Annotated in this window: 23 protein-coding genes; 7 read left to right on the forward strand and 16 right to left on the reverse strand. The window is 69.2% G+C overall.

The genetic code is table 11. The features are described from left to right. The first annotated feature begins 35 nt into the window (after positions 1-35). Together D0C15_RS04515 and D0C15_RS04520 are read left to right on the forward strand one after the other, a co-directional pair. A complete protein-coding gene (locus tag D0C15_RS04515; RefSeq protein ID WP_116041052.1) occupies positions 36-317 on the forward strand; it encodes a type II toxin-antitoxin system Phd/YefM family antitoxin in 282 nt (93 codons plus the stop codon). Continuing rightward, complete coding sequence (locus D0C15_RS04520; RefSeq protein WP_116041053.1) at positions 314-709, forward strand: type II toxin-antitoxin system VapC family toxin; 396 nt, start codon at positions 314-316, stop codon at positions 707-709. The genes D0C15_RS04515 and D0C15_RS04520 overlap by 4 nt, the downstream gene beginning before the upstream one ends. A gap of 72 nt (positions 710-781) precedes the next feature. On the opposite strand, the gene D0C15_RS04525 is transcribed toward D0C15_RS04520, so the two are convergent. The 5 genes from D0C15_RS04525 to D0C15_RS04545 form a co-directional block, all read right to left on the reverse strand. Then, positions 782-2,893, reverse strand: coding sequence for a 3-hydroxyacyl-CoA dehydrogenase NAD-binding domain-containing protein (locus D0C15_RS04525; protein WP_116041054.1), 2,112 nt, complete (start codon positions 2,891-2,893; stop codon positions 782-784). After that, on the reverse strand, positions 2,890-4,125 hold the full coding sequence (locus D0C15_RS04530; RefSeq protein ID WP_116041055.1) for a thiolase family protein: 1,236 nt from the start codon (positions 4,123-4,125) through the stop codon (positions 2,890-2,892). The genes D0C15_RS04525 and D0C15_RS04530 overlap by 4 nt, the downstream gene beginning before the upstream one ends. 188 nt (positions 4,126-4,313) lie before the next feature. Further along, positions 4,314-5,555, reverse strand: a complete 1,242-nt coding sequence (locus tag D0C15_RS04535; RefSeq protein WP_116041056.1) for a ribonuclease D — start codon at positions 5,553-5,555, stop codon at positions 4,314-4,316. 124 nt (positions 5,556-5,679) lie between these two features. Further along, positions 5,680-6,396: a response regulator gene (locus tag D0C15_RS04540; protein WP_091674737.1), complete on the reverse strand. Its 717-nt coding sequence runs from the start codon at positions 6,394-6,396 to the stop codon at positions 5,680-5,682. An 832-nt stretch (positions 6,397-7,228) separates the two neighbouring features. Continuing rightward, on the reverse strand, positions 7,229-7,795 hold the full coding sequence (locus D0C15_RS04545) for a DUF3000 domain-containing protein (RefSeq protein WP_116041057.1): 567 nt from the start codon (positions 7,793-7,795) through the stop codon (positions 7,229-7,231). Between the two features lie 87 nt (positions 7,796-7,882). On the opposite strand from D0C15_RS04545, the gene hemE reads away from it, so the two are divergent. Beyond that, positions 7,883-8,974: a uroporphyrinogen decarboxylase gene (gene hemE, locus D0C15_RS04550; RefSeq protein WP_116041125.1), complete on the forward strand. Its 1,092-nt coding sequence runs from the start codon at positions 7,883-7,885 to the stop codon at positions 8,972-8,974. Then, entirely contained in the window at positions 8,971-10,401 is a 1,431-nt protein-coding gene (hemG, locus tag D0C15_RS04555; RefSeq protein WP_116041058.1) for a protoporphyrinogen oxidase, read from the forward strand. Before hemE ends, hemG begins: the two co-directional genes overlap by 4 nt. Before the next feature lie 15 nt (positions 10,402-10,416). Here hemG and D0C15_RS04560 read toward each other — a convergent pair whose 3' ends face one another. Then, positions 10,417-11,124, reverse strand: a complete 708-nt coding sequence (locus tag D0C15_RS04560; protein ID WP_116041126.1) for an RraA family protein — start codon at positions 11,122-11,124, stop codon at positions 10,417-10,419. Positions 11,125-11,238: 114 nt separating this feature from the next. On the opposite strand from D0C15_RS04560, the gene hemQ reads away from it, so the two are divergent. Beyond that, positions 11,239-11,931 (forward strand): hydrogen peroxide-dependent heme synthase, encoded by a 693-nt coding sequence (gene hemQ / locus D0C15_RS04565; RefSeq protein ID WP_116041059.1) that lies wholly within the window; start codon positions 11,239-11,241, stop codon positions 11,929-11,931. 78 nt (positions 11,932-12,009) lie between these two features. Here hemQ and msrB read toward each other — a convergent pair whose 3' ends face one another. From msrB to D0C15_RS04585, 4 genes are all read right to left on the reverse strand, one after another. Next, on the reverse strand, positions 12,010-12,435 hold the full coding sequence (gene msrB / locus D0C15_RS04570; RefSeq protein ID WP_116041127.1) for a peptide-methionine (R)-S-oxide reductase MsrB: 426 nt from the start codon (positions 12,433-12,435) through the stop codon (positions 12,010-12,012). Between the two features lie 22 nt (positions 12,436-12,457). Continuing rightward, positions 12,458-12,757 carry a hypothetical protein gene (locus D0C15_RS04575; protein WP_116041060.1) on the reverse strand — a complete coding sequence of 100 codons (300 nt, stop codon included), beginning with the start codon at positions 12,755-12,757 and terminating at the stop codon, positions 12,458-12,460. A gap of 43 nt (positions 12,758-12,800) precedes the next feature. Beyond that, positions 12,801-14,369, reverse strand: coding sequence for a serine/threonine-protein kinase (locus D0C15_RS04580; protein ID WP_116041128.1), 1,569 nt, complete (start codon positions 14,367-14,369; stop codon positions 12,801-12,803). A gap of 144 nt (positions 14,370-14,513) precedes the next feature. Then, positions 14,514-15,206 carry a TVP38/TMEM64 family protein gene (locus tag D0C15_RS04585; protein WP_116041061.1) on the reverse strand — a complete coding sequence of 231 codons (693 nt, stop codon included), beginning with the start codon at positions 15,204-15,206 and terminating at the stop codon, positions 14,514-14,516. Between the two features lie 66 nt (positions 15,207-15,272). Here D0C15_RS04585 and D0C15_RS04590 point away from each other — a divergent pair, with 66 nt between their 5' ends. Both D0C15_RS04590 and ligD read left to right on the forward strand, forming a co-directional pair. Beyond that, on the forward strand, positions 15,273-15,833 hold the full coding sequence (locus D0C15_RS04590) for a GNAT family N-acetyltransferase (RefSeq protein WP_116041062.1): 561 nt from the start codon (positions 15,273-15,275) through the stop codon (positions 15,831-15,833). A gap of 13 nt (positions 15,834-15,846) precedes the next feature. Further along, the gene (gene ligD / locus D0C15_RS04595; RefSeq protein WP_116041063.1) at positions 15,847-16,866 is read left to right on the forward strand and encodes a non-homologous end-joining DNA ligase; all 1,020 of its coding nucleotides are present in this window, start codon (positions 15,847-15,849) and stop codon (positions 16,864-16,866) included. A gap of 25 nt (positions 16,867-16,891) precedes the next feature. Here the strand turns inward: ligD and D0C15_RS04600 are convergent, their stop codons facing one another. The 6 genes from D0C15_RS04600 to D0C15_RS34500 all read right to left on the reverse strand — a co-directional run bounded on the left by D0C15_RS04600 (position 16,892) and on the right by D0C15_RS34500 (position 21,606). Beyond that, complete coding sequence (locus D0C15_RS04600; protein WP_116041129.1) at positions 16,892-18,406, reverse strand: alpha/beta hydrolase; 1,515 nt, start codon at positions 18,404-18,406, stop codon at positions 16,892-16,894. 356 nt (positions 18,407-18,762) lie between these two features. Then, entirely contained in the window at positions 18,763-19,839 is a 1,077-nt protein-coding gene (locus D0C15_RS04605) for an ATP-dependent DNA ligase (protein WP_162829897.1), read from the reverse strand. 28 nt (positions 19,840-19,867) lie between these two features. Continuing rightward, positions 19,868-20,473, reverse strand: coding sequence for an Asp23/Gls24 family envelope stress response protein (locus D0C15_RS04610; RefSeq protein ID WP_116041065.1), 606 nt, complete (start codon positions 20,471-20,473; stop codon positions 19,868-19,870). Further along, a complete protein-coding gene (locus D0C15_RS04615) occupies positions 20,470-21,006 on the reverse strand; it encodes a DUF6286 domain-containing protein (protein ID WP_116041066.1) in 537 nt (178 codons plus the stop codon). Before D0C15_RS04615 ends, D0C15_RS04610 begins: the two co-directional genes overlap by 4 nt. Positions 21,007-21,070: 64 nt before the next feature. Then, positions 21,071-21,433: an Asp23/Gls24 family envelope stress response protein gene (locus tag D0C15_RS04620; RefSeq protein ID WP_116041067.1), complete on the reverse strand. Its 363-nt coding sequence runs from the start codon at positions 21,431-21,433 to the stop codon at positions 21,071-21,073. Next, a complete protein-coding gene (locus D0C15_RS34500) occupies positions 21,430-21,606 on the reverse strand; it encodes a hypothetical protein (RefSeq protein ID WP_116041068.1) in 177 nt (58 codons plus the stop codon). Before D0C15_RS34500 ends, D0C15_RS04620 begins: the two co-directional genes overlap by 4 nt. Between the last annotated feature and the right edge of the window lie 23 nt (positions 21,607-21,629).

Raw genomic sequence — 21,629 nt, forward strand, 5'->3', positions numbered from 1 at the left:
GTAGCACAATCTCGGCAAAGTGCTACACTTGTGCTATGACAGAGACCATCGGGCAGCGTGAGTTGCGTAACGACAACGCCGAGATCATGCGGCGGGTCGAGGCGGGCGAGAGTTTCACCGTCACTCGCAACGGCAAGCCGGTCGCCGATCTGGTGCCACACCAGGACCCCGGCAAGCCTGCCCGGCGCCTTTCCGCGGGTGAAGCGTTGAATCAGCTGCGCGCACTGCCGCCGATCAACGTGGAGAGCTGGTACCGGGAGCGCGCGTCGGACGACGCCATTTTCGGGCCGGATGATCCGGACGAGGCGCTTCGGTGAGCGATGCCGTTCTGTTCGACACGTCGGTCCTGATCGACCCCCGGTCCGCCGATCTCGGCGAGTTCGCGACCGCGAGCCCTTCGGTCAGTGCGGTCACGGTCGCGGAGCTGGCCTACGGTCTGGACACGCACGACCCGCTCGAACGCCACGTTCGAGGCGAGCGGCTCGACTGGGTGCTCAGCCGGTTCCCGGTGCTGCCTTTCGATCTCGCCGAGGCGAGGCTGTACGGGACGTTGGCCGCGCTGGTCCGGCGAGCCGGTCGTGATCCCCGGCCGCGGCGAATGGACCTGCAGATCGCCGCCACCGCGGTGACGAACTCCCTGCCCCTGCTCACCCGGAACGAGAAGGACTTCACCGGCCTCGATCGCCTGCTGCGGGTGGTCCCGGTCTGAGGGACGACGTTCGCCGACGAGGTCCCGCACTCGCGCGTGGGGAACTCGTCGGCGAACTCGCGGACGCGGGCGTCAGCCCACGGGCACCGAGGCCACGCCCGGTGCCAGGAACCGCCCGCCGTTGACCTTCTCCGAGATGCCCGCGCGGTCCAGGTACGGCGTGATGCCACCCAGCCAGAACGGCCAGCCCGCGCCGAGAATCAGGCACAGGTCGATGTCCTGCGCCTCGGCGACCACACCCTCGTCGAGCATGACCCGCACCTCTTCGGCGATCGCGGACAGTGCGCGTTCCCGGACCTGTTCGGCGGTCTGCGGCGCGTCGCCCTGCTGCCACAACTCGGCGACCTCTGGGTCGAGCGTCGCGTTGCCCTGCTGGTCCCAGGTCCATACCGCCGACTTGCCCGCGTCGACGAATCGTCGCAGGTTCGCCGAGACACCGAAGCGGTCCGGGAACGCGGCGTGCATCGTCTCGGCGACGTGCAGTGCCACCGGCGGCCCGACGAGCTGCAGCAGCGTCATCGGCGACATCGGCAGGCCGAGTGGGTCGAGTGCGGTGTCCGCGACCTCAAAGGGGGTGCCCTCGTCCACCGAGGCGAGCACCTCGCCCAGGAACCGTGTCAGCAGCCGGTTCACCACGAACGCGGGCGCGTCCTTGACCAGCACGCTGGACTTCTTCAGCTGCTTGCCCACCGCGAACGCGGTGGCGAGGGTCGCGTCGTCGGTCCGCTCCCCACGCACGATCTCCAGCAGTGGCAGCACCGCGACCGGGTTGAAGAAGTGGAAGCCCACCACCCGCTCGGGATGCTCCAGCCGCGCCGCCATCTCGCTGATCGACAGCGAGGAAGTGTTGGTCGCCAGCACGCACTCCGGGCCGACAACGGCCTCGACCTCGCTGAACACCTGCTGCTTGATGCCGAGTTCCTCGAAGACCGCCTCGATAACGAAGTCGGCGTCGGCGAACGCCGACTTGTCCAGCGAGCCGGAAACCAGCGCCTTCAGCCGGTTGGCCTCGTCCTGCGAGAGGCGCTTCTTGCCGAGCAGCTTGTCGACCTCACCGTGCACATAGGACACACCCTTGTCCACGCGCGCCTGGTCGATGTCGGTGAGCACCACCGGAACCTTGAGCCTGCGGACGAACAACAGTGCCAGCTGGCTGGCCATCAGGCCGGCGCCGACGATGCCCACCTTGCCGACGTTGCGGGCCAGCGACTTGTCCGGCGCGCCAGCGGGCTTCTTCGCCCGCTTGTTGACCAGGTTGAACGAGTACAGCCCCGCGCGCAGGGTGTCGGTCATCAGAACCTCGGCCAGCGCTTCGGTCTCCGCAGCGTAGCCCTGGTCCAGGTCGTTCTTCCTGGCCAGCTCCAGCAGCTCGATCGCCTTGTTCGCACCGGGCGAGGCACCCTTTGTCTTACCCTCCACAATGGCCTTGGCGCGGCCGATCGCGGAGTCCCACTCCTGTCCCCGGTCGATCTCCCCGCGGGTGGGAGTGATCTCGCCGCGAACGACCTTCGCCAGCCAGAGCAGTGACTGTTCCAAGTAGTCGGCCGAGCCGAACACCTCGTCCACGATGCCCAGTTTCGCGGCCTGCGCGGGCTTGAGCATCTTGTTCTGGTTCAACGCGTTCTCGACGATCACCGTGACGGCGGCGTCCGGGCCGATCAGGTTCGGCAGCAGCTGTGTCCCGCCCCAGCCGGGGAACAGGCCGAGGAACACCTCCGGCAGCGCGATCGCCGCAGTGTTGTCCGACAGGGTGCGGTAGTGACATGACAGGGCCAGTTCCAGCCCGCCGCCCATGACCGCGCCGTTGACGAAGCCGAAGGTGGGGATCGTGGACTCGGTGAGCCTGCGGAACACGTCGTGCCCCGCCTGCGCGATCTGCCTCGCCACATCCGGATCCGAGATCTCCTCCACGCCGGAGAGGTCGGCACCGACGGCGAAGATGAACGGCTTCCCGGTGACCGCGATAGCGGCCGGATCGGCGGCGAACGCCTCGTCCAGTGCGGAGTTCAGGCTCACCAGCCCTTGCGGGCCGAAGGTCGAGGGCCGGGTGTGGTCGAGACCGTTGTCGATGGTGATCAGCGCGACCTGCTTGTCGAGGCCGGGAACCGAGACCAGCCTGGTCACAGCGGTGGTCACGACCTCGTCGGGGAAAGCGGCCTTTGCCTGCTCGGCGGAAATCGTCACTTCGTGCTCCCATCGAATGCCGGGTTCTCCCAGATGACCGTGCCGCCCATGCCGATGCCCACGCACATCGTGGTGATGCCGTAGCGGACATCCGGGCGCTCGGCGAACTGCCGGGAGAGCTGGGTCATCAACCGGACACCTGAGGAGGCCAGCGGGTGACCGCAGGCGATCGCACCGCCCCACTGGTTGACCCGCTCGTCGTCCTCGGCGATGCCGAAGTGGTCGAGGAAGGCCAGTACCTGCACGGCGAACGCCTCGTTGACCTCGAACAGACCGATGTCGTCGATCGTGAGACCCGTCCGGGCCAGCACCTTTTCGGTGGCGGGGACGGGTCCGATACCCATCACCTCGGGCTCGACCCCGGCGAAGGAGTAACCGACCAGCCGCATGCCCACGGGCAGGCCGAGTTCACGGGCGGTGTCCTCGTCCGCCAGGAGCGCGCCGGTGGCGCCGTCGTTGAGTCCGGCGGCGTTGCCCGCGGTCACCCGGCCGTGTGGACGGAAGGGTGTCTTCAGGCCGGCGAGCTGCTCGATCGTCGTGCCGGGCCGTGGCGGCTCGTCCTCGGTCGCCAGCCCCCAGCCGAGCTCCGCGGAACGGGTGGCCACCGGAACCAGTTCGGGGCCGATCTTGCCGGTCTTGACCGCCTCGGCGAATCGCTCCTGGCTGCGCACCGCGAAAGCGTCCGCCCGCTGCTTGGTGATGTCCGGATAGCGGTCGTGCACGTTCTCCGCGGTCTGGCCCATGACCAATGCGGTCGGGTCCACGAGCTTGTCCGCGACGATGCGCGGATTGGGGTCCACACCCTCACCCATCGGATGCCTGCCCATGTGCTCGACACCGCCCGCGATGACGATGTCGTAGGCGCCGAAGCCGATACCGCTGGCCGTGGTGGTGACCGCCGTCATCGCGCCCGCGCACATACGGTCGATCGCGAAGCCGGGCACCGATTTGGGCAATCCGGACAGCAACGCCGCCGTCCGGCCGATGGTCAGACCCTGATCGCCGGTCTGGGTGGTCGCGGCGACCGCGACCTCGTCGATCCGCTCCGGCGGCAGCTCGGGGTGCCTGCGCAGCAGCTCGCGGATGACCTTGACGACGAGGTCATCCGCCCGGGTTCCGGCATAGATGCCCTTGTCACCTGCCTTGCCGAACGGGGTTCGCACCCCTTCGACGAAGGCCACAGTGCGTACCGCGCGCGCGGTCGGCGCCTGCGGAGTTGCGGGAGTGGCCACGAATGCTCCTCAGCTGGAATCGGGAAGTCGAATGACCCGCACGATAGTGCAAGTTACTCCCCGGTAACCAGGGGTATCCCACTGTCGAGTGCCTCACAGGGGTTCCCCAATGTGGCATTGGGGAACTCCAACGTCCCCAATGCCACATTGGGGAAGTAGCAAAGTGGGTGCAGACGTGGGTGCAGACCTCAGGCCTGGGTGTGCAGGGCCTCGCTGAGGGGGGTGGCGGTGAGCTCGACCTGCCAGGGGCGGGCGCCGCCGACACGCAGTGCCTCGGCGACTCCCTCCGGGGACAGGTCGGCAGGCGGGCGCCAGCAGGTGCGCCGCAACAGGTCGGGCAGCAGCAGGTTCTCCACCGGCAGGCGGTGGTGCTCGGCCAGTTCACTCAGGGACGTGCGGGCCGCGGCGAGCCGGGCCGCGGCATCCGGGTCCTTGTCGGACCAGCGGTTCACCGGGGGAGGACCGTCGCCGGGGGTGGCCGGCGTCGGCAGTTCACTGGCGTCGAGCGTGCGTGCGGCCTGCAGGGGGCGCAGCCAGTTGCCGGTGTACCTGCGCTGCACCCGGCCACTGAACACGGGCAGCGCCTGCAGGTCGGCACTGGTCTTGGCGTTGGCGAGGACAGCGTTGATGATCGCGCTGTCCGGCAGCACCCGGCTCGGCGCGCGGTCACGCTTGCGGGCCAGTTCGTCACGGGCCTCCCACAGGGCCCGTACCGCCGCGAGTCCACGCGGACTGCGGATCTTGTGGATGCCCGAAGTCCGGCGCCACGGCTCCTGCCTGGGAGGCGGCGGCGGGGCGGTACGAACGGCTTCGAACTCCTGGTAGGCCCACTCCAGTTTGCCCTGGGCGGCCAGATCGGTCTCGAGTTTCTCGCGCAGCGGCACGAGCAGCTCGACGTCGAGTGCCGCGTAGTTGAGCCATTCGACCGGCAGCGGACGTTTGGACCAGTCGGCCGCGCTGTGCCCCTTCTCCAGCCGGTAGCCGAGTAACTGCTCGACAAGGGTTCCCAGGGCGACACGGTCGTGGCCGGCCAGCCTGCCCGCGAGTTCGGTGTCGAACAGGGACTCAGGGTAGAGCTCCAGCTCAGCCAGGCAGGGTAGATCCTGCGAGGCGGCGTGCAGCACCCATTCGACGTTGTTCAGCACTTTCGCCAGCGGTTCGAGGCGACCTTCCAGCGGGATGGGATCGACGAGAAAGGTGCCCGCACCCTCCCGGCGCAACTGCACCAGGTATGCCTTGGGCCAGTACCGGTATCCGGACGCCCGCTCGGTGTCGACGGCGACGGCGCCGCTGCCCCGGGACAGCGCGTCGCAGGCCTGGCTCAGTGCCTCGGCGTCGGTGATCACCGGCGGAGTTCCCTCGGCCGGTTCCGTCAGGGTGACTGCCGCAGGCTCCTCGGATGAGTCGAGATCAGGATCCGCGTTGTCCACTGTGCCCTATTCAAAACGTGCGACCGGAAGACGCTGGTCCCGCAGTCGCAGGAGTGATGTTGCTCCATGACTCTACGGGACGGGCTCACCGCGCCTGGTTCGCCCGCCCCGTAGAGGCCGTGGATCAGCGGATGACGCCCGCGCGCATGGCCAGTGCGACCATTTGCGCCCGATCACCCGTACCGAGCTTGCGCCCGATCCGCGACAGGTGAGATTTCACCGTGAGCGCGGAGAGGCTCAGCTCCTCACCGATTTCCTTGTTGGACTGGCCGTCGGCCACGAGCTGCAGCACCTCCACCTCACGCGCCGAGAGCTCGCGTGGGGTGTTGTCGGTGCCGGCAACCCTGGTGCCGGTGGCCAGGACCGGTGCCACGCTGGGATCGGCGTACACGCCGCCCTCGAGCACCCTGCGAACACCATCGGTGACAACCACCGGCGATGCGGACTTGAGCAGGTATGCCTGAGCTCCGGCCTGGAACGCCGACCTCACCGCGTACGGGTCGTCGGACGATGCGAGTACCACCACGCGCGGCCAGCCGTTGCTACGGAGTTCCGTAACCAGCTCGATACCACTGCCATCGGGCAGACCGAGGTCGAGAATCGCGAGGTCGCACGGCCCGGTGGCCGTTGCTCTCGCTCTCGCTTCGGCCACCGTGGCAGCCTCGTGGACGGTACCCGCACCCATTTGTGCGAGTCGTGCTGCGATTGCCTCCCTTAACAACGGGTGGTCATCGACCACCAGCACAGAAAACAGCTCTTCCCGCGGGTGCGGAACCATGCTCGCCGGCAAAGCACCGGCTGGCGTGGATCGGACGGCCTGAGATAAGCCGACGGCAGCCACGTCACTACCTCCCTGGAGTCGGTCGTGCCCCCCGACCGGCACCGGGACTTTCGGCCGATCAGCCGCGCCAGCTTTAGACCGAAAGTGGTGTCGTCGGAAGCACTGTAGCCGCACGAGTGGTTCAGTGGGGGGTTCGAACGGGTATCTATCCCGATCGAGTAGTTACTCCGGGGAACCGATGTAGCACAATCGGGGGACAACACGCGGAGTGGCTAACGCATCGCCGAGCGAACACGATGAACTAAGATTGCCGATGATTTTCAGCGCGTGCAGATGCCTCGTGCATCGCACACTCGACGGCTCCGGCGGCCGCTCCGCTCCCGCCTTCGGTACCGGCTGACCGGACCTCCAGACGCGCCGGCCAACGCTGCCGCTGTCGCCTCGCTCGCGCCGGGTACGGGCCGTACCAGGCAACGCGTCGGCTTCAGGGGCGTCCAGCCGAGTGTGCCGAATCGGCCGTCGCCGGTCGCGTCATCCGCTCGGACTCGCAGCGCTACCGGCACTTCGCGGTTCCGCTCGCGTCTCACTGAAGCCCACGCGCGACGAGTTGGAGTCGTTGCCGCGAGGACCCCGGCAATTTTCCGGCACGGCCTCAGGGGCGCCATCGCGACCTGGAAAGCCACGAAGCGGGGCCATGTTCCGGTGTTGCCACGCGGTTCGCTGGCGACCGGGTGAGACCGCGGTCACCACGCTCTCGCGCGGGCGTCGGAACGCTTCAGCAACCGCGTCGAAACGACCGGCTGAAACGTCTTGCGCGACCCGGATAGTCCACCATGGCGGTTACGGAAAGTAGTAGTAACGGTTCCATATCGTGTGAGAAAGGGGGATGGCCTCAGGAGGGCTGGCGTTGTCCGAACATCGTCACGCCCACCGGCGGCAGGCCCACCATGCTCGACATCAGCTGACAGAACGCTTCACCGTGCGGCCGCAGCCCCGCCGCGTCCGACGGCGTCCACGAAGCCCGCAGTTCGAGGTCGTCCGTCCTGGACGGTCCGGCGATGTCGCCGAACCGGGCCGAGGACGTCTCGGTCACGGTGCCGCCGAGCGCGGTCCAGTCCGAGCCCGAGTTCTCCAGCGCCTCGGTGAGCCAGGACCAGCCCACCGCGGGCAGAAACGGGTCCGTCGCCAGCTCCCGGTCGAGTTCCGCGCGCACGTAGACGACCAGCCGCAGGACCCCGTCCCAGGACTCCTGGCCCTCGGGGTCGTGCAGCAGCACCAGGCGTCCTGACGCGAGCACCTCGGCAGGCCCCGTGGCCTCCGCGCTCAGCGCGTACGACCACGGTGCGAGTCGCTGTGGTGCCCGGATGGTCTCCAGGGCCACCTCCGGCCGGGCCTGGACGGACTCCAGCGCCGCGACGGCCTCGCGGAACAACTCGGGCGCATGGGTCAGGGAGGTCACCGATCGACTGTAAGGCGGGACCGCCCGCGGACGGGAGCAGGCGCGCCGAGAGAAGCCCGCCTCGTACCTCGTGGCACGATAACGATGATGTCTCCCTCCGCTCAGACCCCTACGCCCGCGGCGCGGGCGCACCCGCGCCGGGACCTGTCCGGCGCTCCTTTCCTCGTCGCCGCCCGCGGTGGCAGGCCCGACCGGCTGCCGGTCTGGTTCATGCGGCAGGCGGGCCGATCGCTGCCCGAGTACCGAGCGCTGCGCGAGGGCGTGCCGATGCTGGACGCGTGCTTCGACCCCGGCCTGCTCGCCGAGATCACCAGCCAGCCGGTGCGCAGGCACGGTGTCGACGCCGCGATCCTGTTCAGCGACATCGTCGTGCCGCTGCGCGCCGCGGGCCTGGACATCGACATCGTTCCCGGCACGGGCCCCGTCGTGGCCGAGCCGGTGCGGTCCGCGGATGCGGTGACCGCGCTGCCCCAGCTCGACCCGGCGCAGGTGGCGCCGGTCGCCGATGGAGTGCGGCTGCTGGTCGACTCGCTGGGCGACGTGCCGCTGATCGGCTTCGCCGGGGCGCCGTTCACTCTGGCGTCCTACCTCATCGAGGGCGGGCCGAGCCGCAACCACGAGCACACCAAGGCCCTGATGCACTCGGAGCCCGAACTCTGGCACACATTGGCCGACCGCCTCGCCGACATGGCCCTCACCTTCCTGGGCGCCCAGATCGACGCGGGCGTGGACGCCGTTCAGCTGTTCGACTCGTGGGCGGGCGCCCTCTCGCTACGGGACTACCGCGAGTTCGTGCTGCCGCACTCGGCCAAGGTGCTCGCCGGCGTCGCCGAGACCGGCATTCCGCGAATCCACTTCGGTGTGGGGACCGGCGAACTGCTTCCCGCGATGCGCGAGGCCGGCGCCGACGTGGTCGGTGTGGACTGGCGGATCCCGCTGGACGAGGCCGCTCGCAGGCTCACCGCGGCCGCCCCGGACGCACCGGCTCCTGTTGTCCAGGGCAACCTCGATCCCGCGCTGCTGCTGGGTTCGTGGTCCGTTGTGGAGTCCGAGGTGCGCCGCATCGTGGGCGAGGGGCGCGAAGCGGGCGGCCACATCGTCAACCTGGGGCATGGCGTCCTGCCCGGAACCGACCCCGAGGTCCTGACCAGGGTCGTCGAGCTGGTCCATTCGCTGTGAGTGCGCACGTCGCCGTCGTCGGCGGCGGAATCTCCGGGCTCACCGCGGCCTACCGGTTGCGGCAGCTGCTGGGGGAGTCGGTGACGATCACGGTCTGCGAGGCGACGGGGTCACTCGGGGGGAAGTTGCGCACCGCCACCCTCGCCGGCCGATCGCTCGACGTGGGGGCCGAGGCGTTCCTGGCCCGCAGGCCCGAAGCGCTCGACCTCGTGCGGGAGATCGGGCTCGATCCCGCGCTGACCCATCCGACGTCGGCGCGATCCACAGTGCGCGCGGGGGGCGCGAGCCTCCCGATCCCGCGGGGAACGCTGATGGGGATCCCCGGTTCGGCCGAGTCCGTCACGGGACTGCTCTCCGCTGGCGGAGTGCGAGCGGTCGCCGCCGAGGCGCGGTTGCCACCGGTGGCCTTGCCCACGGGTGGCGGTGATGTCGCACTCGGCCCGCTGTTGCGGAGCCGTTTCGGTGACGAGCTCGTCGACCGGCTGGTCGACCCGTTGCTCGGCGGGGTCTACGCGGGCGGGGCCGACGGCCTCGGTCTGCGCGCGTCGATGCCCGCACTGGCCGCCGCCTTGGACGCGGGCGCGTCTTCGCTCAGCGCCGCCGTGGCGTCCGCGCTGCCCGCCCAGCACAGTGCCGCACCGGTTTTCGCAGCACTCACCGGTGGTATGGAGATGCTGGTCGAGCGTCTCGTCCGACTCTCGGGTGCCCGTGTCCGCCGCGGTGTCCCGGTGCGCGCGCTGCGCCGCCGGCCCGATGGCAGCTGGCGGCTGCTGCTCGGGGCCGCCGCACCCGCCCACGCACCGGAGGACCCGGAGCTCGATGCCGACGCCGTGGTGCTCGCGCTGCCCGCCCCCCAGGCGGGCAGGCTGCTCACCGAGGTGGAGCCGGAGGCCGCTGCCGAACTCGGGAAGATCGAGCTGGCCTCGATGGCGGTCGTGTCGCTGGCGCTGCCACCGGGCACCGAGCTGCCTCCGGCCTCGGGATTGTTGATCGGCACCGCGGAACGAAGGGCGGACGGCACTGCCTTCGCCACGAAGGCGTTCACGTTCTCGGCGAGGAAGTGGGCGCATCTTCGGGAGGAGGACGCGCCGCTGCCGATCCGTGGGTCGGTGGGACGGTTCCGCGATCCAGGGGCGCTGCGGGCCGACGACACCGAACTGCTCCGGCTGGTGCGCAGGGATCTGGCCGAACTGACCGGAGTCGACGCCGAACCGGTCGATGCGCTGATCACCCGCTGGGGCGGCGGCCTTCCCCAGTACGGCCCCGGCCACAACGACCGGGTGGAACGTGTCGAGCGGACAGTGGCCCGTATCCGCGGTCTGGAGATCACTGGTGCCGCTCTGCACGGTGTCGGCATTCCCGCGTGTATCGCCACGGCGGATGCCGCCGCCAATCGGCTGGCCGCGGAACTCGGGGCCGCAGGCTGACCGGCGTTCCCGGCGCTATTCCTCGATGGCTCCGCCCACGGACCGCAGGTGATCGCGAAAGGTCAGGTCAGGATCGCGGTTGCGGGCGTCGAGGTAGGCGTCGAACCGCACCTGAGTGCGCAGTGTGACACCGGACCGGATCCGTTCGGCCTGCCGACGTTCGGTGTCCCTGATCGTCTCGGCGAGGTCGAAGAGCTCATCGGCACGGACAGCGGGTACGAAGAGGACCCCGTCGTCGTCCCCGAGTACCAGATCGGCACGGCTCACCCGCCATTCTCCCATGATCGCCGAGTCCAGTGCGTCCGCCGAACGCGTCCGCAGGCTCAGTGGCCCGGTCGGGATCGTTCCCGTGCTGAAGACGGGCAACCCGATCGCCCGGATATCCGCCGTATCGCGGTGCAGGCCCCAGATCACGACCCCCGTCAGTCCTGCCGCCCGCGCCTCCAGCACGACCAGATCGCCGACGCAGCTCTCATCGGTGCGACCGCCGTTGTCGACCACCAGCACATCCCCGGACGTGGCGTGCTCAAATGCCTCGAGGAACACATCGACACTGCCTGCGTGCCGCGCGGGAACCGCACGACCACAGAGCTGGCTGTGCGGTAGAACGGCGCGCACGGACGCGGGCGCACATCGCACGGGAACCCTGGCCCGGATGCAGGCGTCCGCCAGGTGTGCGGTGGTCAGCCCCGCGAGCCGCCGCCGGAGTTCGTCGTCCTTCATGCCCGGTTGCCCCTTCCCGCGCACAACACTAGCGAACTGGTCTTCGCGGCCGGTCGAGGCGAGTGTGCGGACGGCCACCGTCCGGCCGATCGCGTGAGGTGGGAACATGGACGTATGGCGAGGTTGAACTACCAAGAGTTGAACGACACCATCCGCTACACGGCATGGTCGGTCTTCCGGGTCGAACCTGGTGTGCTGCCGGAGGACCGTGGCGATGCGGCGGCCGCGACCGTGGAGTACCTGGATGCCCTGGAGGACAAGGGTGTCGTCGTGCGGGGGGTCTACGACGTCTCCGGTCTGCGTGCCGACGCGGACTTCCTGATCTGGTGGCATGCCGAGGAGATCGAGCAGGTGCAGGCCGCCTACACCGGTTTTCGGCGTACCCCGCTCGGCCGGGCGTCGGTTCCGGTGTGGAGTCAGGTCGCGCTGCATCGGCCCGCCGAGTTCAACCGTAGCCACATCCCCGCCTTCCTCGCGGGGGAGGAGCCGCGCAAGTACGTGTGTGTCTACCCGTTCGTCCGTTCCTACGAGTGGTATCTGCTGCCGGACGACGAGCGCCGGAAGTTGCTCGCCGACCACGGCAAGGAGGCGCGGGACTATCCGGACGTGCGAGCCAACACGGTCGCGTCCTTCGCGCTCGGCGACTACGAGTGGATACTCGCCTTCGAGGCCGACGAACTGCACCGCATCGTCGACCTGATGCGCCATCTGCGTGGCACCGAGGCCCGGCTGCACGTGCGCGAAGAGATCCCCTTCTACACCGGAACCCGGGTCCCGCCCGCCGAGCTGATCCACGCCCTTCCCTGAGCGCGAGGGCGTCCGGCACCGTCACTCACGTGCTGGTGCCGGGCGCTCCCGCGTGGCGGTGAGTCTTGCGTTCACCGGTCAGTTCCCGGTGGGCACCAGCTTCAGCGCGATGGAGTTGATGCAGTAGCGCTGGTCGGTGGGAGTGTCGTACCCCTCACCCTCGAACACGTGGCCCAGGTGGCTGTGGCAGCTCGCGCACAGGACCTCGACCCGTTTCATGCCCATCGCGCGGTCCTCCCGCAGGAGCACGGCATCGGATTCGGCCGGATCGAAGAACGAAGGCCAACCGCAGTGGCTGGCGAACTTGGTGTCGCTGCGGAACAACTCGGCCCCGCACGCCCGGCATTCGTACACACCGGTGGAATCGGTCTCGTTGTACTCGCCGGTGAAGGGGCGTTCCGTGCCGGCCTCGCGGAGCACCGCGTACTCCTCCGGCCCCAGTTCCTCCCGCCACTCCTGCTCGGACTTCACCACACGCGGGGTCGCGCCAACGACAGGTTTCATGCCGGAATTCATATGTCCAAGGCTACCCGCCGAGCCAGCTCAGCACCTGCCCGACCGTGTCCCACGCCGCGACCAGGACACCGAGGAGAATCAGTACGACGACCGCCACCGCACCCCACCAACGCAGTCCGGCCGCGCGGTGGCTGGACTCGGCGAAGTCTGCGACGCCACTGATCGAAGCCTCGACGGTGAATGCCGGATTGCACCGCTGTAGCCGGTCCAGGTGCGCGGCGAAGGCCTGTGCCTCGGGATCGAGCGGGTCCAGCCCGACGAGGTCGTCGTGAAATCGAGGATGCGGTGTGGGGCCCTGATCGTCGGCCATGGTCCAACGGTAATCCACCCGGCGCGCTGTGCCTACGGTGGCTTCAACGAGGGTCGGAGTCAATCAGCAGCGTCCCGCCGGAATCGATCACCCGCACGGTCTTCTGCTGTTGCCCGCCTTCCTCGAATTCGACGTTGATCCGGATGTCGACGGAGCCGTCCTCGTTGTTCGCACGCTTGTACGCCGAAGCGCCGTTCGCCCCGACCACCTCGTAGTCCTCCCAGTACTCGGCGAACGCCTGCTGACCGCCGAAGGACTGCTGCACACCGGGGGACAGCAGGTTCCAAGCGGCAGCGGGGTTGTCGAGCCCGTTGTAGAAGTCGACCACCACGGTTCCCGCAGGACCCCATTCGACCGGTTGCCCACTGGATTGCTGGCTCGACGGCGGGGCACTGCTGGACGGCTCCTGCGACGTCGAAGGTGCCGGGTTCTGCGCCTGCGTGCCTGGATTCTCGTCGCCGCCCGAGCTCAACGCGATGATCAACACGGTGGCCAGCACCAGTATCGAGGCGGCTATCGCGCCGAAGAGTAGTGGCTTGCGCCGGTCCCGTGACTGCCGTCCCTGCCCAGGATGGTTGGCCGCGCCCGACCTGGCCGACGGTTCACCGCGCGGCGGTGTGGCAGGTGGTGCCGCGGCGAACGTCGATGTCGGCGGGGGAGCGGCGGGTGCGACTGCGGTAGCCGAGGGCGTGCGTTGCCACGGCGGCGTGATCCCGTTGCCTGGTGTGTCCGGTGCGAGCATCGGTGCGGCGGGCTGCCTGCCCCCGTGCGGCAGCGGCGGTGACACCATGGTCGCCGCCGGGTTCTGCTCCCCGCCGGAGATGGCGGCGAGGCGGTCGCGAGCCTCGAGCATCGTGGGCCGCTCCTCCGGCTCGGCGCGCAGCAGGCTCATCAGCAATGCCGTGGCCTGGCCCGCCCGGACCGGAGGGACGATCTTGCCGTTGGCCGCCGAGTAGAGCAGGGCCAGCTGGTTCGCGCTGTTGCCGTAGGGCGCCTGGCCCTCGATCGCGTGGTAGAGCGTGGCACCGAGGGCGAATACGTCAGAACTTGGCGCGGGATCGGCACCCCTGGCGAGTTCCGGCGCGAGGTAGGCGGGCGTGCCGCCGATGAGGCCGGTCTGGGTCAGCGTCAGATCGCCCGCGGCTCTGGAGATGCCGAAGTCGGTGATCTTGGCGGTGCCCGTTTCGTCGATCAGGATGTTGCCGGGCTTCACATCCCGGTGGACGAGCCCGGAACGGTGTGCCGCGACGAGTGCGGCCGCGACCTGTTCGCCGATGCGTGCCACTTCGCGCAGAGGCATGGGGCTGCGCTCGGCGAGAATCGCCGAGAGGCTCTGCGATGGCAGATACTCCATCACGAGGCACGGATCACCGTCGTGCTCTGCGATGTCGAACACGACAATGGCGTTGGGATGCTGGAAACGGGCAGCGTTCTTCGCCTCGCGCATGGCGCGCTGCCGAACGTTGACCCGTTCCGCCTCTGACAGGCCGGGCTGGGTCAGGATCTGCTTGACCGCGACGGAACGCTCGAGGCGTTCGTCCACGGCCCGCCAGACCACACCCATGGCGCCGCTGCCGACGTGCTCTACGAGGCGGTAGTGCCCTGCGATCAGGTGACCGGTCTCGATGACGCCTACTCCTGTCGAAACTATCCGCGATCGTGGATTGACCGCGCGCAAACACGTTGGCCGCGCGCTCGATCGAGTGTAGCGGTCGGCGAGGCTGAACCTCCGGCAGCCGCCTGGTGGGTCGTCAGTTCACGAACTTCGCTGGGAGACTTGGGTTTGTGCCGCGACGTCGTTTGCAACGGTGGGTACAGGAGGAATCGCCCTGCGCTGCGCGCGGTACAACCCGATCGCCCCGAGTACCGCGAAAACGCCGTAGCACGCGAGCAGCGCTGCTGAGGTTTCGCCGGTGAGGGCATCACCGAGCAACACCACCGCGGCCGTGCCGGGAAGGCTGCCGACCACGGTGCCGAGGAGGTACGGCGAAAGCCGGATGGCCGACATCCCGCAGCAGTAGCTGAGCGGCGCGAACGGGATCACCGGGATCAGTCGCAACGACGCGACGGCGAGCGCGCCACCCCCGGTCAGCCGGTCGTGCACAACGCGTACGGAGTTGCGGTGCAGGTGCCGGGCCACCAGATTCCTGCCGAGCAGCCTGGCCAGGCCGAATCCCAGCGCGGCCGAGGTCGCGGTGGCGAGCATCGCGATCACGATGCCGAGCCAATGACCGAGCAGCAGCCCGGCGGCGAGACTGAACACAGTGCGGGGAATCGGCGCGACGGTGAGCACCGCGTACACCAGCAGGAACACCACCGGTGTGGCCGCGCCAGCCCCATCGGCCCAGCTGCGCAGTTCCGCCGGGCTGGGGACCGGCAGGGTGACCGCGGCGACCGCCAGCCCGACGAACAGGACGAAAGCGACGATCAGCTGGGTACGGCGGGGCACGGGTCCACGGTAAGGCACCCGGAAACTCGGATGACACGAGTGTGGCTGCCGTGCTGCGCTCGGCCCATGCTGAATCTGGACGCGCTCGCCGCGCAACCCGAGTTGCCCGGCGACGCCGTGATGCTGCGCCAGCTCGACGCCTCGTATCTCGACGGGGTGTGGCAGTCGTTGCACGATCCCGAGACCGCCCGGTATACGGGCACACACGCGACGTTCACCAGGGAGCAGGTCGAGCGATTCCTCGCAGCCAGGCCTGCCGCGACGGACCGCGCCGACTGGGCGGTCACCCGCGCGGCGGACGGCGCCTTCCTCGGCGAAGTCGTGTTGCAGGAACTCGACGCGTCGAACGAGTCGATGAGCTTGCGGATCGCCCTCGGCGGCCCGCACGTGTTCGGGCGGGGCTACGGAACCGAGGCGACGCGGCTGGTGCTCGATTTCGCCTTCGAAAGCGTCGGCCTGCACCGGGTCGGCCTCGAGGTGTTCGACTTCAACACGAGGGCGCAGCGGGTGTACGAGAAGTGCGGCTTCGTGCGCGAAGGGGTGCTGCGCGACGCCCTGCTCTGGAACGGAACCCGGCACGACACGGTCGTGATGTCCATCTTGAGCACCGATTGTCGGTTCCCATGACTACGGTGAGCGGGTGGCCAAGAACGGTGATCCGGTGGAGTACCAGGTCGGCGAACGTACCGTCAGGGTGACCAGTCCGGACAAGGTGTACTTTCCCGATCGCGGGATCACGAAGCGGCACGTGGTCGAGTACTACATCGCGGTGGCGGAACCGTTGCTGCGGGCGATCGGTGAGCGACCGACCACGTTGAAACGCTTCCCTGACGGGGTGACCGGCGAGTTCTTCTACGCCAAGCGGGTGCCCAAGGGAGCGCCGGACTGGGTGCAGCGTGTGCAGATCGCGTTTCCGTCCGGCCGCACCGCCGAGGAGGTGTGCCCGACCGAACCCGCCGTGCTCGCCTGGGCGGCCAACCTCGGCACGTTCGACTTCCATCCGTGGCCGGTGCGGAGGCCGGACGTGGACCATCCGGACGAACTGCGCATCGACATCGACCCACCCGACTCGGCCGGTTACGACGACGCCGTGGTGGTGGCGGCCGCGGTGCGGGACGTGCTCAGTGACGCGGGGCTGACCGGCTATCCGAAGACGTCGGGCGGCCGCGGGATCCACGTGCTCGTGCGAATCCGGCCGGAGTGGGATTTCATCGACGTGCGGCACGCGGTGATCGCGCTCGGCCGGGAGGTGGAGCGCAGGGTGCCGGGCAAGGCCACCATCGCGTGGTGGAAGGAGGAACGCGACGGGCGTGTCTTTCTGGACTACAACCAGGCCGCGCGGGATCGCACGGTCGCGTCCTCCTGGTCGGTCCGGGCCACTCCGAAGGCTACGGTCTCCACGCCGCTCACCTGGGAGCAGCTGCCGCAGGTGCACCCGGACGACTTCGACGTGACCACGGTGCCCGGCTGGCTGGCCGAGCACGGTGACCCGCACGCGGACATGGACGCTCGGGCGTTCGGGATCGAGACGTTGCTGGAGTGGTACGCCAGGGACGAGCGCGAGCACGGTCTCGGTGAGATGCCGTATCCGCCGGACTATCCGAAGATGCCAGGGGAGCCCAAAAGGGTGCAGCCAAGCAAGGCCAGGAACGACACCTGAGCGACCCCCCGCTTACGCCTGCTGCTCAGGCCGGGCAGAGCGTGCCGTCGGCCGGGACGACACCGTCCACCAGGAACTTCCGCACGGCATCGGACACGCAGGTCGATCCCAGCGCGCCGTGTCCCGCACCCTGCCAGGCGATGCGCACCGCGCTGCGCATCTGCTCGGCGGCCCTGATGGTTCCACGCTCGGGAGTCACCGGGTCGGCCGCGGTGCTCGCCACGAGGATCGGCGGCGTACCGGTCATGTTCGGGTTCGGAGTGGCTTCCCGGCGTACCGGCCACGGGCTGCACCAGGCCAACCGCTGCGCGACGAGGCCGCCGAAGACCGGGTACTTGCCGGACATGTCCGTGATCACCTGGTTGATGCGGTCGGCGGGAAGGCGCGTTGGGGTGTCGTTGCACCACGTGGCGAGTGCCGCGTCAAGCCGGGCGGGAGCCGTCTCGGTGTCGGCCAGTACGGGGTCGAGAAAGCGGGCGAGGCCGGTTCCGTCACCGGAGCGCGCGGCGTCCAGTGCGTCGGCGAGTTCGCGCCAGCGATCCGGCTGCCGCAGTCCGCGTAGCGTCGCGTGCAGGGCGAGGCCGGGGCCGAGCGTCGTGCCCTTCGTGGTGAACAGCGGCCGGGTCCGGAGCTGTTCGGTCAGGTCGGTGAGCGCGCCGCGGACGTCGGTGCCGAGCGGGCAGCCGCGACTGGCGCAGTCCGCGGCGAAGGCGTCGAGGGTCTTGAGCGCGCCGGCGGCGATGCCGTCCAGTGTCGCGACGAGATCGCGGGACGGTTCGGGTACGCCGTCGAGGACGAACCGGCCGACTCGATCGGGAAAACGCTCGCCGTACGCGGTGAGGACGTTGGAGCCCTCCCCGTGCGACAGTGCGTGCAGGTGCTCGACGCCGAGCTGATCGCGAAGCTCCTCGAGATCTCCGGCCGCCCGCCAGCTGTCGATCGCGGTCTGCTCGTTCTCCAGGGCGATCGTGCACTGCTGGCCCGCGCTGCGAGCGGTTTCCAGCAGGGGTTCGACGTCCTTGGTCGCCGGGTCGTGGCCGAGCAGGCCGGCCCGGATCTCGGGCGGGACGCACACGACCGGATCGGACTGCCCGGTGCCCCGGCGGTCCATGCCGATCAGGGAGAAACGTTCCAGCACGGCCGGCGGCAGTTTCGCGGCGAGCCGGGCCGCGTAGAGGGTGCCGGGTTCGCCGTCGACGTCGTTGACCACGGCGAGCGGAATGGGGCCGTCGCCGGCTTTGAGGATGGCGATGCGCGCGAGGCCCCTGCGGGGGAGGTCGGGAGCGTCCACTGTGGTGTTCACCTGGGCGCAGCTGAAGCCGAGAGAGTCCGGGACGGCCGGTTTGCCGAGGCGCTGCCGGGTCTCGGCGTCACAGGAGGACCACTGCACCGAAGAGGCCGCGGGTTCGCGCAGCGGTGGCAATGGGGGGATCTCGGTCTCGGTGGCAGGTCCCTGTGCCGGCGCCGGCCCGTCGTTCTCCACGACGGCTGGCCGGCTCGAGGGACCTGCGGTGCAGCCCGCGAGAATCGCCGCCACCATGACGAGCACGGCGACCGGAGCCGGTCCGCGTCCCCTGCCGCCCGGGGCCGGCGTGAAGCCACGGCGCACTGAGTGGTCCTCACTGTGTCTCGGCAACGTTCACCGCTGACTCTCGCACGCCCACTGTAAGCCGACCGTGAGCGGGGTGCCCACGCCGTCGCCCCCCCGGCGCACGTCACCCCCGCGCGTGCTCCCGTCCACAGATGGAGCGCCTGCAAGTACCCCCAAGCAAGATCAACACCGTCGCTAACCGTTACCGAGTGCCGTGTTGCGACGTTCCGGTTGGTAGCGGTTGAGAGCGGATTCGATCTTGCTTGGGGGTACTTGCAGACGTACCAACGGCGGGGGTTGTGGGGTTATCTGGTGCGGACGACCTCGCCACGGAAGACGGCGTCCAGGTCGTAACGCGCGGGCTCCTCGAGTTGCCCGTACCCGCAGGACGCAGGCTCACGGTCGGGCCGCCAGCGCTTGAACTGCGCTGTGTGCCGGAACCTGGAGGGCATCCCGCCCTCGGTGTGCTCGTAGCCGACCTCCACGACCCGCTCGGGCCGCAGGGGCACCCACGGCTGTTCGGTACTGCGCCAGCGGCTCACCCCACCCGGCAACCGCTGCCCATCCGTCGTGGCGTCCCCGAGCCAGGGGTGCTCTCCATCGGTGATCAATGGCGCGAGTTCGACGGCCAGTTCCCTGCGGTATTCGGCCGTGAAAGAGCCCACCACTCCGACGTGGTGCAGCACGCCCACGTCGTCGTAGAGCCCGAGCTGCAGCGATCCGACGGCCTCACCCTGCGCGCCGTCCACATGCCACCGCAGTCCCGCCACCACACAGTCGGCAGTGCGGGAGTGTTTGTACTTCAGCATGATCCGCTTGCCCGGGCTGTAGCCCTCCGCCAGCGGCTTGCCGATGACGCCGTCGAGTCCCGCGCCCTCGAACAGCGTGAACCAGTGCCGTGCCGTCGCCGGATCATCGGTCGCCGGGGTGACGTGCAGTCCGGTGCCAGCCAGTTCGGTGAGCCGGTCCCGCCGGTCCCCGGTCGGCTGGTCCAGCAGCGATTCGTCGCCCAGGGCGAGCAGATCGAACGCCACGAACTGGGCTGGAGTCTTCTCGGCCAGCATGCGCACCCTGCTCGCTGCGGGATGCACTCGCTCGCTGAGCGCGTCGAAGTCGAGCCTGCCGCCGACCGCCACCACCAGCTCACCGTCCATCACGACCCGATCGGGAAGCACTTTCGCCATGTGCTCGAGCACCTCTGGGAAGTACCGGTTGAGTGGCTTGCCCGACCGGGACTGCAGCGTGATCTCCGCGCCGTCCCGGAAGATCAGACAGCGGAATCCGTCCCATTTGGGCTCGAACAGCAGGTCGGTGGCATCCGGGATCTTGGCCACAGCGCGAGCCAGCATCGGCTTCACGGGTGGAGTGAGCGGCAGCGACATGGCCGTCATTCTGCCCCGAAAACGCCGGTTACCGCACGCGTTGCCCATCCTCGGCGTCCAGTTCGAGCCGGATCGCCGTTGGCAGGGTCCGCACTTCCAGCGACTCGCGAGCACGGGCGAGCACGCTGCTGTCGAGTTCTTCCCACACCCGGCGCACGTCGGTGCCCTGGCGCAACCACAGGCTGAGCCGCAGTGCGGGCTGCGCGGAGTCGCCGACCGAGCGCACCCTGGCTTTCGTCACCCCCGCCACCTGTTCGGCATCGGACTGCACGGCCGCGGCGATCGCGGCACCGGTGACGGTCAACTCCCTGCCCGGCGTGGAGTCGAGTACGAAGTCCGGCCGCGGCTCCGGCCGCAGTGAACGCACGAACCACCACAGTCCGCCTGCGAACAGAGCGAGCCCGGCCACGATGACCACGATCCGCACCAGATTCGCGGGTTGCCTGCCGAGCCAGTCCATGGCCAACGGGTCCAGCACCGCCCGCTGCGCACGGAAGGAACCGAACACGCCGAGGCTGACCAGCAGCACGACGCAGCCCCCCACCAGTGCGAGCAACCCGACCAGCAGGGTCAGTACCCGCTCGGTCCCATAGGAGCGGCCCAGCGCTCGCGCGGACACCGACGAGCGACTCATCGGCGGTCCTTCGGCGAGTCGACGACCACGGACACCTTCGGGGTGGTGGCCAGCGGTAGTTCGGCGAGCAGTTCCGCCACCGACTCGAGCAGCCGCGGACGCAACTCGCCTTCCGTCTCCATTCTGCTGACCGCTCGCACCCGCACCTTCTTCGCGCTCGCGGTCACCGTGGCACGCTCCACATTGTCCTGTGCGCGGACGCGGTGGCCGACCAAACGGGCGAGCGATCGAGGTGAGGTGCTCACGCTCACCTCGGTGGCCGGGTCGTGCAGGGCGACGCCGCGCCGGCGTGCGGCCAGCACGACTCCGACGAGCAGCAGACCCGCGCCCGCTGTCACTGCGGCCAGCACCCGGATCGGCACGGAGTCCCAGGTGAGACCCGCGAGGGTTTCCCGCCACCGCGGCCACGGTGCCAGCAGCGGTACGTCTTCGGGCCGCCACCAATGCCAGGCGACCTCGAGTACGACGACCACGGCGATCGCGACCGCGGCAAGGGCGAGCAACGTCGACAGTAGACGGACGAGAACTCGCACTCTGTTTCCTCTCGCTGGCAGATGGGAACGCTGATGATTGGGTCAGTCTTCCCGCGACGGCGCCTCAGCGCACGCGGGGCTGTCGCGCGGCCTCCAGCGCCGACACCGTGACCGAAAGGGAGCGGACCCGGTAGGAGGTGATTCGCTCGACCTCGGCCGTCACCGAATCGCGGACCGCGGATGCGGTCTGCCGTACCGGACTCGGATAGCGCAGCGCCAGGTCCAGTGCTAGGTCGACGTCGTTGTTCCCGCCGCTGACGCGCACGCTCGCGCCGTGGTCGCCGAGCCCGGTGCCCCGTTTCGCGCGCGTGGTGCCGGGAACGTCAGCGGCAGCTCGCTGCGCCACCTTGCGCACCACGGTGTGCCCGATCGAGAGTGATCCCCTGTCCGCCGGATCGGGCAGCGACGGCGATTGTGCTGTGCTCATTTGTCCTTGCCCCGCCCGAACACGTCACCGAGGTCCAGTTCGCCGTCGAGCACCCGGCCCACCACGAGGCCGATCACGCCGACGGCGAGAGTGATCAGGAAGGTACCGAAACTCTGCGCCGCGGCGAGGCCCAGCACGAGGCCCGCGATGATCCCGGTCTGCGTTGCGTTCATCAATGACTCCTCGAGTCGTTTTC

The organism is Amycolatopsis palatopharyngis (genome assembly GCF_003385185.1).
GTDB classification, from domain to species: Bacteria; Actinomycetota; Actinomycetes; order Mycobacteriales; family Pseudonocardiaceae; genus Amycolatopsis; species Amycolatopsis palatopharyngis.